Origin of the sequence: Rhodospira trueperi (genome assembly GCF_900101965.1) — a bacterium.
GTDB classification, from domain to species: Bacteria; Pseudomonadota; Alphaproteobacteria; order Rhodospirillales; family Rhodospirillaceae; genus Rhodospira; species Rhodospira trueperi.
In genome coordinates this window covers 1-12,199 of the sequence record NZ_FNAP01000031.1, presented here as the reverse complement: position 1 = coordinate 12,199, position 12,199 = coordinate 1, and the positions used below count along the sequence as shown (strand labels likewise).

Annotated in this window: 13 protein-coding genes; all 13 read left to right on the top strand. The window is 65.3% G+C overall.

The window, feature by feature from the left end; all coding sequences use genetic code 11:
* Nucleotides 1-1,097: 1,097 nt before the first annotated feature.
* The 13 genes from atpD (at nt 1,098) to BLS85_RS18085 (ending at nt 11,731) form a co-directional block, all read left to right on the top strand.
* Nucleotides 1,098-2,537 carry a F0F1 ATP synthase subunit beta gene (gene atpD / locus BLS85_RS18145; protein WP_092788145.1) on the top strand — a complete coding sequence of 480 codons (1,440 nt, stop codon included), beginning with the start codon at nt 1,098-1,100 and terminating at the stop codon, nt 2,535-2,537.
* On the top strand, nt 2,527-2,913 hold the full coding sequence (locus tag BLS85_RS18140; RefSeq protein WP_092788144.1) for a F0F1 ATP synthase subunit epsilon: 387 nt from the start codon (nt 2,527-2,529) through the stop codon (nt 2,911-2,913). Before atpD ends, BLS85_RS18140 begins: the two co-directional genes overlap by 11 nt.
* Entirely contained in the window at nt 2,910-3,242 is a 333-nt protein-coding gene (locus BLS85_RS18135) for an AtpZ/AtpI family protein (protein WP_092621454.1), read from the top strand. Before BLS85_RS18140 ends, BLS85_RS18135 begins: the two co-directional genes overlap by 4 nt.
* The gene (locus BLS85_RS18130; RefSeq protein WP_092788143.1) at nt 3,235-3,546 is read left to right on the top strand and encodes an ATP synthase subunit I; all 312 of its coding nucleotides are present in this window, start codon (nt 3,235-3,237) and stop codon (nt 3,544-3,546) included. The genes BLS85_RS18135 and BLS85_RS18130 overlap by 8 nt, the downstream gene beginning before the upstream one ends.
* Nucleotides 3,530-4,228, top strand: coding sequence for a F0F1 ATP synthase subunit A (locus tag BLS85_RS18125; RefSeq protein ID WP_092621450.1), 699 nt, complete (start codon nt 3,530-3,532; stop codon nt 4,226-4,228). The genes BLS85_RS18130 and BLS85_RS18125 overlap by 17 nt, the downstream gene beginning before the upstream one ends.
* 21 nt (nt 4,229-4,249) lie before the next feature.
* On the top strand, nt 4,250-4,537 hold the full coding sequence (locus BLS85_RS18120; RefSeq protein ID WP_092788142.1) for a F0F1 ATP synthase subunit C: 288 nt from the start codon (nt 4,250-4,252) through the stop codon (nt 4,535-4,537).
* Nucleotides 4,538-4,540: 3 nt separating this feature from the next.
* Nucleotides 4,541-5,359 (top strand): F0F1 ATP synthase subunit delta, encoded by an 819-nt coding sequence (locus BLS85_RS18115; protein ID WP_092788141.1) that lies wholly within the window; start codon nt 4,541-4,543, stop codon nt 5,357-5,359.
* Nucleotides 5,356-6,936 (top strand): alternate F1F0 ATPase, F1 subunit alpha, encoded by a 1,581-nt coding sequence (locus BLS85_RS18110; RefSeq protein WP_092788140.1) that lies wholly within the window; start codon nt 5,356-5,358, stop codon nt 6,934-6,936. The genes BLS85_RS18115 and BLS85_RS18110 overlap by 4 nt, the downstream gene beginning before the upstream one ends.
* Nucleotides 6,933-7,832 (top strand): F0F1 ATP synthase subunit gamma, encoded by a 900-nt coding sequence (locus tag BLS85_RS18105; protein ID WP_092788139.1) that lies wholly within the window; start codon nt 6,933-6,935, stop codon nt 7,830-7,832. Before BLS85_RS18110 ends, BLS85_RS18105 begins: the two co-directional genes overlap by 4 nt.
* Nucleotides 7,833-8,089: 257 nt before the next feature.
* Nucleotides 8,090-8,713, top strand: a complete 624-nt coding sequence (locus tag BLS85_RS18100) for a paraquat-inducible protein A (RefSeq protein WP_092788138.1) — start codon at nt 8,090-8,092, stop codon at nt 8,711-8,713.
* Entirely contained in the window at nt 8,710-9,333 is a 624-nt protein-coding gene (locus BLS85_RS18095) for a paraquat-inducible protein A (RefSeq protein ID WP_092788146.1), read from the top strand. Before BLS85_RS18100 ends, BLS85_RS18095 begins: the two co-directional genes overlap by 4 nt.
* Entirely contained in the window at nt 9,326-11,041 is a 1,716-nt protein-coding gene (locus tag BLS85_RS18090; protein WP_092788137.1) for a PqiB family protein, read from the top strand. Before BLS85_RS18095 ends, BLS85_RS18090 begins: the two co-directional genes overlap by 8 nt.
* A 36-nt stretch (nt 11,042-11,077) precedes the next feature.
* Complete coding sequence (locus BLS85_RS18085; protein ID WP_092621431.1) at nt 11,078-11,731, top strand: PqiC family protein; 654 nt, start codon at nt 11,078-11,080, stop codon at nt 11,729-11,731.
* The last annotated feature ends 468 nt before the right edge of the window (nt 11,732-12,199 follow it).

The following is a 12,199-nucleotide window of genomic DNA, read 5'->3' as shown; positions in this document are numbered from 1 at the left end:
CCTCGGCGCCCCTGTCGCCTCCCCCGTGCCGAACCTCGCCGAACTCGTCACAGCGCGCTGCCAAGCCTGACCGCCCGCACTTCTGCCCCGGTTACCAAAATCCGCGATAGCCCCCTGTTATCGCTCACGGAATCCAGGTTTGCCCGAAACACGGTGACGGATCCGGGTTTATGTTAGGATTTGCGTAAGACGTTAGGCTTTTTAGAACAAAAAGTGATTTTTTTGGTGTGATAAATATGGAAAAATGCTTGGAAACAAAGCTCAGTTCTTTTGCCACGTTTAATTCAGGCCAATTGAGGTGCCCTGCTGAATTTCAATCCCACATCCCCCGCGTTGCAGCGCATAGGGTGTGCATCGGCACCGTGGCCGACGCCCATCGGCGTGGTCGGCCGCTTGGTTGTCTTTGAAAGGGGTGGGGCTGGCCCAGGCGCCGAATCCACATACAGGACGCCCAACGAGGTCCACCGGCCAGGCCCGACGACGATTTTTCTGGATTTTCCTAACCTCTATCAGTCCGGTTGAATCTCAAGTCCGGTAGCTTTGAAGCATCAATCGACCTGGAGCGGTGCTGTCATGGGTGCATGGTGGCGCCTTCCATTGCGCAAGCGGGCTTGCCGTCGGCGGCCGTTGTGAGACTGCGTCGGAGCCACGCGCGCTTTTGAGTGGGCGGCGAAACTTTGCAGCCCGACAGGCCGCTGCGGTCCGCCATATCGCCGTGGTGGGCCACGCTGGGCTCAAGGCTCGCTGAGGGGCGTGTTATGAGCCACTTTTGGCAACGCTCATTGTCGAATGTGTGGGCGCGGCCGATCCGTCAGGTCTTGCCGCTTTTTCAGCAGACCAAGTTTTTTTAGAGGCGTTTTTCGGGGCTTTTTCGCACAAAGGGACCAGCCAATGCCTGCCGGTGACACCTTGCCTCCTCGTCGTTGGGACCCGAAGCCTCAGGTGTCGCCGGAAGGGCCGAAAAAATGGGAGCGCCGCAGCCGAGGGGCGGTCTGGCTCTGCCGCGCCCCGGCGCGCAATAGGGTGAGGGGCGCGTTCAGGACCCGGCATCCGGACGCCTTCAAGGCGCGGGTCGCGCCTCCTGATACGTTGGCGACATGACACAGCCGCTTGCCCCCCGACCGGCAGGCGTTGTGACCGCGATCCGCGGCAGCGTCGTGGACGTGCGCTTTGATGGGCCGTTGCCGCCGATCTATTCGATCCTTCGCACCGGAGCCGAGCCCCGGATCGTGATCGAGGTTCTGGCCCAGCGCGATGCGCACCATGTGCGCGGCATCGCCCTGACCCCAACGCAAGGGCTGACGCGGGGCCTGGCGGTGGAGGATACCGGCGGGCCCCTGAAGGCGCCGGTGGGCAAATCGATCCTGTCGCGCATGTTCGATGTGTTCGGCAACACGATCGATGGCGGCCCGCCCCTGACCGATGTCGAATGGCGCTCGGTTCACCGCGCCCCACCGTCTCTTGCGCAGCGCGCCACCACCTCGGAAGTGTTCGAGACCGGGATCAAGGTGATCGACGTGCTGATGCCTCTGGAGCGGGGCGGCAAGGCCGGCCTGTTCGGCGGTGCCGGCGTGGGCAAGACCGTGCTTCTGACCGAGATGATCCACAACATGGTCGGCCAGCATGAAGGCGTCAGCATCTTTTGCGGCATTGGCGAGCGCTGCCGTGAGGGGGGCGAGCTGCATCACGACATGAAGGCCGCCGGTGTGCTCGACTCCATGCTGATGATGTTCGGCCAGATGAACGAACCGCCCGGCGCGCGGTTTCGGGTCGGCCATGCCGCCCTGACAATGGCCGAGTATTTCCGGGACGACCAGCACCGCGACGTGCTCTTGCTGATCGACAACATCTTCCGATTCATTCAGGCCGGGATGGAGGTTTCGGGGCTCTTGGGTCAGATCCCCTCGCGGCTTGGCTATCAGCCGACCATGGGCACCGAACTGTCGGGGCTGGAAGAGCGGATCGCCAACACCGATGCCGGAGCCATCACCTCGATCCAGGCCGTCTATGTGCCCGCCGACGATTTCACCGATCCGGCGGCGGTACATACCTTTTCGCACCTGTCCGCATCAATCGTGCTGTCGCGCAAACGCGCGAGCGAGGGGCTCTATCCCGCAATCGATCCGCTGCAATCCATCTCCAAGATGGCGACACCGGGCATCGTGGGGGCGCGACATTATGCGCTGGCCCAGGAAATCCGCCGGACCCTGGCGCAATATGCCGACCTGAAAGACATCATCGCGATGTTGGGGCTGGAGCAGTTGTCGCCCGACGACCGCAAGGTGGTTGGGCGCGCGCGTCGGCTTGAGAGGTTCCTGACCCAGCCCTTCTTCACCACCGAAGCGTTCACCGGCCTCAAGGGAAAGCTCGTCAGCCTCGCGGATGCGCTGGACGGCTGCGAGGCCATCTTGCGCGATGATTTCGAAACCGTGGCAGAAAGCGCCCTGTACATGATCGGTTCGATTGCCGAGGCCAAGGCGGTGCCACGGGCAAAAGACCCGGAGGCGACTGGCCGGGAGGCCGCACATGCACCTTAGGATCCTGCTTCCGTTCGAGATCTTTGCCGAGGTCACCGGCGTAACCCGCATCGTGGCGGAAACGCACGACGGTTCTTTCGGCCTCTTGCCCAACCGCCTTGACTGCGTCGCGGCGCTGGCGCCGGGCATTCTGACCTGGCAGACCCCCGCCGATGGCGAGGGTTTCGCGGCGGTCGATGTCGGCACGCTGACCAAGGTCGGTCGCGAGGTCGTGGTCACCGTGCGCCGCGCCCTGCAAGGCCGCGACCTCGCCAGTTTGCGCACGACGGTGGACCAAGAATTCCTCGCGCTGGACCAGACCGAACACCAGGTTCGCACCGTGATGGCCAAACTGGAAACCGGATTTGCGCGGCGTTTCATGCAGATGCAGTCATGACCGACAGCGTGCCGAAACCCGCCAATGACGATGACCGTTTTGCCGGGATGATCGGTCGCAAGGCCGCCCGAAAGGCGAAGGCCCGGCGCGACGGATCGCCCGGGATCTGGTTCGGGTTGGGCATGATGGGGCTGATCGGATGGTCGGTCGCGGTGCCGACCCTGTTGGGTGCGGCGCTTGGGGTCTGGCTCGACAGCGGCCAGGGTGCCCATCGGTGGACGCTGGCCTTGCTGATGGCCGGGCTGACAATCGGGTGCTTCTCGGCCTGGACCTGGGTTGCTCGGCAGGACAGGGACATTCACGACCAGCGCGGAGACGACGATGCCTGATGTGCAGACTCTCGCCCTTGTCTTCATGGTCGGCGTGCTGCTCGGCGTGGCGTTTTTCGCGAGCCTGTGGTGGACGGTGCGCCGTGGTCTTGCCTGTGCCCAGCCGGCGTTGTGGTTTCTGGGCGGCTTCATGCTGCGCATGACCGTCACGGTCTACGGGTTCTATCTGGCCGGCGGGTCCGATTGGCGGCGCTGGCTGGCCTGTGTGGCCGGCTTTATTGTCGCGCGCCTTGTGGTGGACCGCCTGACGCGGGCGAACCCGGCCGCCATAGCCGAGGGGGCGGGCCATGCGTCTCAGCCCTGACGAGATCATCTTCTGGCAGAGCGGGTTCGTGAAACTCAACGCCACCATCGTGTTCACATGGGTGTTGATGGCTGTTCTGGTGATGGCCTCGATCCTCATCACGCGGCGGCTGTCGCGCGACATGACGCGCTCGCGCTGGCAAAACCTGCTGGAAATCATCGTCACCGGCATTCAGGACCAGATCCGCGAAGTCGGCCTGAAACACCCACGGACCTACATCGGCTTTATCGGCACGCTGTTTCTGTTCGTCGCCATGTCGACACTGAGCACCATCATTCCCGGGTTCGAACCGCCCACCGGCTCGCTTTCGACCACCGCGGCGCTGGCGCTGAGCGTCTTTGTCGCCGTGCCCATCTACGGCATGACCGAGCGGGGCGTTGGCGCCTACCTCCGATCCTATCTGGAGCCGACCGTGATCATGCTTCCCTTCAACATCATCAGCGACCTGTCGCGAACCCTCGCGCTGGCCGTCCGCCTGTTCGGCAACATGATGAGCGGGACCATGATCCTGGCCATATTGCTGACGATCTCTCCCTTCGTGTTTCCCGTTTTGATGAGCGCACTTGGCCTGCTGACCGGCATGGTTCAGGCCTACATCTTCAGCATCCTGGCAACCGTCTACATTGCCTCGGCCACCCTCACCCAAAAGCCTTCGCCCGCACGGCCCGCCGGCGAGACTTGACCCCCATTGAGGACCATCGCCATGGATAGCGCGACCTACATCGCCATCGCTTCGATCATCACGGCCGGTCTGACCATCGCGATCGGCAGCGTCGGCCCCGCCCTGGGCGAAGGACGCGCGGTCGCGACGGCCTTGACCTCCGTGGCCCAGCAACCGGATGCGGCGGCCACCATCACCCGCACCCTGTTTGTCGGCCTGGCCATGATCGAATCCGTCGCGATCTATTGCTTCGTCGTGTCGATGATCCTGATCTTCGCCAATCCGTTCTGGAACAGCGCCGTCGCCGCCGCCGCCGCCGCAGGACATTGAGCGATGCTGATCGATTGGTTCACTGTCGGTGCGCAGGCGCTCAACTTTCTGATCCTGGTCTGGCTGCTCAAGCGGTTTCTCTACAAGCCGATCATGACCGCCATCGACACCCGCGAGGCGCGGATCAGGAAAGAGCGCGCCGATGCCGATGCGATAAAGGCGGATGCAGAGACGGCGCGCGACACCTTCCAGAAGATGAGCGCCGATTTTGAACAGGCGCGCGCCGGCCTGTTGCAACAAGCGACGGACGACGCAACCGCCGAGCGCCAGCGCCTGATGGCCGAAGCGCATAGCGCCGCCGATGCCCTGGCAGCCCAGCGCGCCAAGGCGCTTCAGACCGAAGCCCAAGCCCTCGCCACGTCGATCACCGACCGGGCCCGGGACGAGGTTTTCGCCGTTGCCCGCAAAACGTTGAACGATCTGGCGGATGTGCGTCTTGAGGACCGCATTTGCGATACGTTCGTCCACCGCATCCAGGCATCCGGCGATCAGCCCGACTCTGCCTTGTCCACCGCCATTCGGGGGACCTCTGAACCGATCCCGGTACGCAGCGCCTTTGACCTGAGCCCAGAGCAACATGCGGCGATCCGGTCCGCCCTGCACGACACGTTTTCAACCGATGCCGAATTGACGTTCGAAACCGCGCCCCGGTTGATCGCCGGTATCGAGTTGACCGCCGGCGGGCAAAAGCTGGCGTGGAGCATTTCCGACTATCTGTCGTCCCTCAAGGCCAGCGTCGGCGAGACCTTTTCGGCCCGCGATGCCTCGCAGGCCGGCCCGACAGCCGATGCCGACAGGACGCAGGAAAAGGTAAGCGCGTGACCAAACCCCAGCCCGAGCCATTGCGGATCGTCTTTGACAGCCTGTTTGGCGATCTGGCCAGCGCGCGCGAAGCGTTCGTCGCCGAGTTGCGACCCCGTGAGATCGGCACCATCACCAGCGTCTCGACGGGTGTGGCCAAAGTCTCCGGCCTGCCCGGTGCGGGCTCGCAGGAACTGTTGCACTTTCCCGCCGGCCTGTCGGGACTGGCCTTCAATGTGGACGAAACCGAAATTGGCGTGGTCCTGCTGGGCGACTACGCCCATTTGAACGCGGGCGACGAGGTCACCCGCACCGGCCGGGTCATGGATATCGTCGTCGGCGACGCGCTTTTGGGTCGCGTCATCGATCCTCTGGGCCGCCCGCTGGATGGTGGCAGGCCGGTTTCGGCGGACCGTCGCCTGCCCATCGAACGCCCCGCCGCCGCCATCATTGATCGCGCGCCTGTCTCCGTGCCGTTGCAATCGGGACTTAAGGTCATTGACGCGCTGATCCCGATCGGGCGCGGCCAGCGCGAGTTGATCCTGGGCGACCGCCAGACCGGCAAGACCGCCATCGCGGTCGGTACGATCCTGAACCAGCGCGACCAGGACGTCGTGTGCGTCTATTGCGCCATCGGCCAGCGCGCCTCCGCCGTCGCCAAGACGGTCGCGACCCTGCGCGCGCATGGCGCGATGGATTACACCGTGGTCGTGGTGACCGAAGGCAATGCCGCCCCTGGTCTCAGCTATATCGCGCCTTATGCCGCAACCAGTATTGCCGAGTATTTCATGGAGGCGGGCCGCGATGTGCTGATTGTCTATGACGACCTGACCCAGCATGCCCGGTCTTACCGCGAATTGTCCTTGCTGCTGCGTCGTCCCCCGGGTCGCGAAGCCTTTCCGGGTGATATCTTCTACATTCATTCCCGTCTGCTGGAACGCTCGACCCACCTGGGCAAGGATCTCGGCGGTGGCTCGCTGAGCGCCCTGCCGATCATCGAGACCGAGGCGCAGGACATTTCGGCCTATATCCCGACCAACCTGATTTCGATTACCGACGGACAGATCTACCTCTCGCCGACGTTGTTCGAACTGGGCGTCCTGCCGGCGGTGGATGTCGGCAAATCGGTCTCGCGGGTGGGCGGCAAGGCGCAGCGCGCCGCCTATCGGGCGGTGGCGGGCGATTTGAAACTGGCCTATGCCCAGTTTGAGGAATTGGAGAGCTTTTCGCGCTTTGGCGCCCGGCTGGACGACGACACCCGCGCGACCATCGCCCACGGTGACCGCATTCGGGCCTGCCTGAAGCAGCCGGAATTCGCTCCGGTTCCGGTTGCGGGGCAGATCGCGATCCTGACGTCGCTGACGGCCGGGCTGTTCGACCCTGTGCCTCTCGACGCCATGGACGAGGCCGAAAAGGCGGTTCTGCGGGCCGCCCAAACCATCCCCGATGCGGTTTGCCGGCGCTTCGATACCGACGACCTCAGCGACGAAGACCGCGCGGTGATGACCGAACTCTGTCGGGCGGCACTCGCGGCCCTTCAACCCACCGAAGCCGAGCTCCCGTCAACACCGCCTTCAAAGACCGCGAACGCTCAATGAGCAACATGATCGAGAGCATGCGGCGCAAGATCTCCAGTGCCGGAGACCTGCAAGCCGTTGTCCGCACAATGAAGGCGATGGCAGCCGCGAATATCGGCCAATATGAACGGGCCGAACGGGTGCTCGGTGACTACGATCACAACGTCCGGCTTGGCCTTGGCAAATGCCTCCGCGATCTCGGCCCGGGCATGGCCATGGCCGCCGGCCCGACCCCGACAGGACGGGCGCCTGTCGGAGTGGTGGTTTTCGGCTCGGATCAGGGGCTCGTGGGGCGGTTCAACGACGATGTGGCCGATTTCGCCGTCGCGGCACTGCGCGGGATGGGCCCAAACCCGCGCATCTGGGCTGTGGGCGAGCGTGTGCATGACCGTCTCGGCGATGCCGGGTTCCCGCCCGCAGGCCGGTTTGCCGTGCCGAACTCGGTCAGCGCTGTTGCCCCGCTAGGCGGGCGGGTCCTCGTCGAAGTCGAAGCCGAAGGCGGTCGGGCGGGCGGCGCGATCACCGAGCTTCACCTTTACTACAACCGCCCCGCCCCGGGAGGCCGCCATGCGCCTGTCACCCAACGCCTGCTGCCGCTGGATGCGCGCTGGCAACAAGAGGTTCTGGCGCTGACCTGGCCCACAGCCGCCTTGCCCGAAGTTTTGGGCGAAACGATGCCAACGCTAAAGGCGCTGATCCGCGAATACCTTTTTGTCTCGCTGTTTCGCGCCTGCGCGGAATCGCTGGCCAGCGAGAACGCAAGCCGCCTGGCCGCCATGCAAAGGGCCGACAGAAGCATCGACGATCTACTGGAAACGCTGAGTGGCAACTTCCATCGGCTACGCAAGTCCAGCATTGACGAAGAACTGTTCGACGTGACGGCGGGGTTCGAGGCCCTGGGCACCGATAAGGCCTGATGCCAGCCGACAAAAGAACGAACTTTTTTGTCGGCTGGCCGGCGCCGCCCAGGGTATTACGCCCGGTCTGGTGCGGATCTCGGTCGGACTGGAGGACGTCCGCGATGACCTTGCCCCGAAAAAGTGGACACCGTGCCCCAACCCACGAATGGCAGCGCCCAACGCCGCGAACCGGGCTTCGGGATCAGCGCGGCTTGGCAGGCGGGCATATCGTCATCATTTGTATTGATGGGGTAGGGCCTGGCAAGAGGTTGAGGATGAGCAGTGTGGACCAGGCCGGGCTCGCCGCGTGTCCCGAGTGCGACGAACTGCACGTCCGCCGTCCCTTGCGGCGGGGGGAACGGGCCCGCTGTGCCCGCTGTGGTACGACCCTGTACCGCATGCAGCGGCGCCGGCCGGAACAGATGCTGGCCATCGTAACGGCGGCGCTGATTGCCTTTGTCCTGGCCAACACCTTTCCAATCCTGGTGCTGCGGTCGCAAGGCATGATCAACGAGGCGACCCTTCTCGGCAGCGTGGCCACCCTGTGGGCGGAGGGCCAGCAAGTGGCCGCCGTCATGGTATTCTTCACCGCCTGGCTGTTTCCGCTGTTCGACCTGCTGTCCATGTTTTTGCTTCTGTTGGCGGTCGAGACGGGATGGCGTCCCGCCTTTTTCGCGCCGCTGCTGCGCGCGCTTCAGACCATGCGGCCTTGGGGAATGATCGAGGTATTGATGCTGGGCGTGGTGGTTTCCCTCATCAAGCTGTCCAATATGGCGGACGTGGTGCCGGGGGTGGCGCTGTGGGCTTTCATGGCCCTGACCGTTCTGCTGGCGGTCATCCTGTCCTATGATCTTCGCGCCCTGTGGCGGCCGGGCTGCCGCCGGGCGGTGGCCCCATGAATGCCCGGGACGCGGGCCTGCGCGGGTGCCTGGTCTGCCGCGCGGTGTGTGATGCCACCGGGGCCGGCACCGCCCCCGTGTGGTGCCCCTGCTGCGGCGCCGCCGTCCATTCCCGCAAGGCCGACAGCCTGACGCGCACCTGGGCTTTCCTGGTGGCGGCGGCCATTCTGTACATTCCGGCCAACCTGTTGCCGGCCATGCACACGACGACTCTGTTCGGCACCACCCGGAACACCATCATCGGCGGCGTGGCCTATTTCTGGACCTCGGGCTCGCCTGAACTGGCGGTTCTCATCTTCACCGTCAGCGTGATCATTCCCACCACCAAGATGAGCGCGCTGGCCTATCTGGCCTATGGGGCGCGCCGGTCCACCGGGGCCGACGCGCATCGTCTGGGCCGTCTGTACAAGGTGATCGAGCGGGTCGGCCGCTGGTCCATGCTTGATGTGTTCGTCATCGCGCTGATGGCCGGCATGGTCCAGTTCCAGTCCCTGGCCATGGTCGAGGCCGGGCCGGGCGCAGCCGCCTTTGGCGCCGTGGTCGTGCTCAGCATGCTGGCCACAAGCAGTTTCGACCCCCGCCTGTTGTGGGACAAGCACGGACGACCAGATCATGCCTGACGACCTGTCGCCCTCGGCCAGCCCGTCCGAACCGGACATCGTTCAGCCCCGGCGCTGGCGGCCGTCGTTGGTGTGGGGAATCCCCCTGATCGCGGCCCTGATCGGTCTGGCGCTGGTGGCGAACCAACTGTCTCGGCGTGGCCCGACCGTCACGGTGTCCTTTGCCTCGGCCGAGGGGATCGAGGCCGGCAAGACCAAGGTCAAGTTCAGGGACGTGGACATCGGCAGCGTGACCGACGTCGCGTTGACCCGGGACCGAACGCGGGTGGTTTCCACCATTGACCTGCTCAAGATGGCCGAGTCCTTCGCGGTCGAGGGGAGCCGATTCTGGGTGGTGCGGCCCCGCTTCGCTGGGTCGGGCGTCTCCGGCGTCGGAACCCTGCTGTCCGGGCCCTATATCGCCGTCGACCCGGGGGGCGGAGAGATGCGCGTCACCGACTTCGTCGGCGAGGAGGAACCGCCCGTCGTGGCCTCGGACGCCCCGGGCCAGCGCTTCGCCCTGTTGGCGGACGACCTCGGGTCGCTGGACATCGGCTCGCCGGTGTACTTTCGCGGCATCCAGGTCGGGCAGGTGGAGCGGTTCACCCTGCTTCCGGACCGGCGGCGCCTTTCGCTCGGAGTCTTCGTGAAAGCGCCTTACGACCGCTTCGTCACGACAGAGACCCGGTTCTGGCATGCCAGCGGCCTTGACCTGCGGGTGGATGCGTCGGGCGTGACGCTGCGGACCCAGTCCATTGCCAGCATTCTCCTGGGTGGGGTGGCGTTCGAGGCGCCGCCCGGCGACAGCCTGTCGGACCCTGCCGAGGACGGACATTGGTTCGTGCTGGCATCGGATCGCGCCGAGGCCATGCAGGTCCCGGAGCGCGATGCGCAGACATTGGTCCTGAACTTCCGCCAGAGCATCCGGGGTTTGTCGGTCGGCGCGGCGGTTGATTTCCGTGGCGTGGAGGTCGGGCGGGTCCGGTCGATGAACGCCGCTTATGACGCGGACAGCGGCGAGTTCACCTCGCGGGTCGTGGCGGACACCTTCCCCGGGCGCCTGGGCGGCGCCATCGAGTCCTTATCGAAGGATGCGACCCCCCAGCAGCGCCTGGCCGTTCTGGCCGACCTGATCAAACGAGGCCTGCGCGCGCAGCTTCGATCGGGCAATCTGCTGACGGGCCGGCTTTATGTGGCGCTGGACTTCTTTCCCGACGCAGAGCCCGCCCGCTTCGACCCGGACAGCGCACCACCAGAGCTTCCGACCGTTCCCAGCGACCTGCAGGAACTGCAACAGCAGGTGCAGACCATCGTTCGCAAACTGTCCCGGATTCCGTTCGATACCCTGGCGGAGGACGTTGGCGACGTGATGGCGGCGCTTGAGTCCGCCATTGGGCGGCTGGATACGGTGTTTGAGCGGGTGGACAGCGAGACCATGCCGGATGTCCGTCTCGTCATGACGGGGCTGACGTCCGCCCTCAAGCGGCTGGAGACCCTGGCGGAAACGCTGGACACGGCGACCCTGCCCGAACTGGCCCGGGCGAGCCGCAATCTGAGCCGAACCCTGCGGGTCGTCGACGACAGCATGGCCGGTGATGCGCCCTTGCAGCAGGACGCCCGTCAGGCCCTGCGTGCCGTGGCGGAGGCCGCCCGCTCGATCAGGACCCTGACCGATGCCCTGGAACGGAATCCCGAAGCGTTGCTGACGGGGCGGCCCGACGACAGGTAGGATGAAGAACCCGCGACATCGAGAAGGCTTCACGCCATGACCTCGTCCGCTCGTTCGCACATGGTCCGATCCGTCTTTTGCCTGCTCTTGCTGGCCGGCTGCGCGACCTCGCCGCCGGTGCGCTATCATACCCTGGCGCATCCTGGCGGCGACGCCGCCACGACTGGGTCGGACGCGGCCCGGGTGCTGGTGCAGATCCTGCCCGTCGGCGTACCCGAGGGCGTGACCCGCGAAAACATCGTGCTGAAGGACCCGGGCGGCCGGATTACCGTTCTACAAACGGACCGCTGGCTGGCGCCCGTTGCCGACGACCTGAAGCAGTTGGTGGCAGACGCGCTGTGGCGGTCGGTGCGGGCGGCGGATACCTATGACGCGCCGGTGCCGGAGGACGCCACGGCGCTGCCCCGCTACCGGCTGGCCCTGCGCGTCGAGCGGTTCGACGCCATCCCCGGCCAGTCCGCCGTGGTGGCGGGGTCGTGGACGCTTCGTTCCCTGACCGATGGCGCGGTTCACATCTGCCGTTGGGCCGGCACACAACCGCTTGCCGGGCCGGACCCGGGCGCCGCCGTGGCTGCCCTGGCCGCAGCAAGCCAACGCTTGGTCGGGCGGATCGGTGATAGTCTGCGCGAAGCCCTGAATGGGGGCGCTGACGTCTGTGGCGCGACCAGCTCTGCGGGAGTCGCGCAGTAATTTCAACGGTGTTGATCGGCACCCGAGGCGGCTCACCCATTTCGTTTGGACTCAAGGGCCTGACCACACCCATCGGCGCCAGCGCCAAGGGCAAGCGGATTGTGGACCCGATGCCGTCGCCAGGAACCGGCCCCGAATGCCGCGGATGGCGACGGTGCTGGCGATCTGCGGCCGCCCGATGAAGCCGTCGTCTGTAAGCCGGCTGGTGGGGTCAAGGACCCGACAGGCCTTGCGTGGACATTGTCAATCCGGTCCGGCGGCCCGCCTTCCCTCCGCGCGGCGTCCAAAGAGGGCCGTGGCGGCTTTCTACCACAGGCTAATCTGTGTCAGTGCGGACACGGCGGGAACCTGTTCATCTGAGACTGTCCGCAAGGTGATCCTGCTCCAAAACGGTGGACACCTCCGTTAAGCTCCCCTGGGAGCGGAGAGGTGAAACGATGACGACTGAAACGCGACGATCCTTCACGG

What these genes read in the sequence shown, in the direction of transcription:
- atpD (WP_092788145.1), top strand. Translation starts at nt 1,098, where the DNA reads ATGACACAGCCGCTTGCCCCCCGACCGGCAGGCGTTGTGACCGCGATC.
- BLS85_RS18140 (WP_092788144.1), top strand. Translation starts at nt 2,527, where the DNA reads ATGCACCTTAGGATCCTGCTTCCGTTCGAGATCTTTGCCGAGGTCACC.
- BLS85_RS18135 (WP_092621454.1), top strand. Translation starts at nt 2,910, where the DNA reads ATGACCGACAGCGTGCCGAAACCCGCCAATGACGATGACCGTTTTGCC.
- BLS85_RS18130 (WP_092788143.1), top strand. Translation starts at nt 3,235, where the DNA reads ATGCCTGATGTGCAGACTCTCGCCCTTGTCTTCATGGTCGGCGTGCTG.
- BLS85_RS18125 (WP_092621450.1), top strand. Translation starts at nt 3,530, where the DNA reads ATGCGTCTCAGCCCTGACGAGATCATCTTCTGGCAGAGCGGGTTCGTG.
- BLS85_RS18120 (WP_092788142.1), top strand. Translation starts at nt 4,250, where the DNA reads ATGGATAGCGCGACCTACATCGCCATCGCTTCGATCATCACGGCCGGT.
- BLS85_RS18115 (WP_092788141.1), top strand. Translation starts at nt 4,541, where the DNA reads ATGCTGATCGATTGGTTCACTGTCGGTGCGCAGGCGCTCAACTTTCTG.
- BLS85_RS18105 (WP_092788139.1), top strand. Translation starts at nt 6,933, where the DNA reads ATGAGCAACATGATCGAGAGCATGCGGCGCAAGATCTCCAGTGCCGGA.
- BLS85_RS18100 (WP_092788138.1), top strand. Translation starts at nt 8,090, where the DNA reads ATGAGCAGTGTGGACCAGGCCGGGCTCGCCGCGTGTCCCGAGTGCGAC.
- BLS85_RS18095 (WP_092788146.1), top strand. Translation starts at nt 8,710, where the DNA reads ATGAATGCCCGGGACGCGGGCCTGCGCGGGTGCCTGGTCTGCCGCGCG.
- BLS85_RS18090 (WP_092788137.1), top strand. Translation starts at nt 9,326, where the DNA reads ATGCCTGACGACCTGTCGCCCTCGGCCAGCCCGTCCGAACCGGACATC.
- BLS85_RS18085 (WP_092621431.1), top strand. Translation starts at nt 11,078, where the DNA reads ATGACCTCGTCCGCTCGTTCGCACATGGTCCGATCCGTCTTTTGCCTG.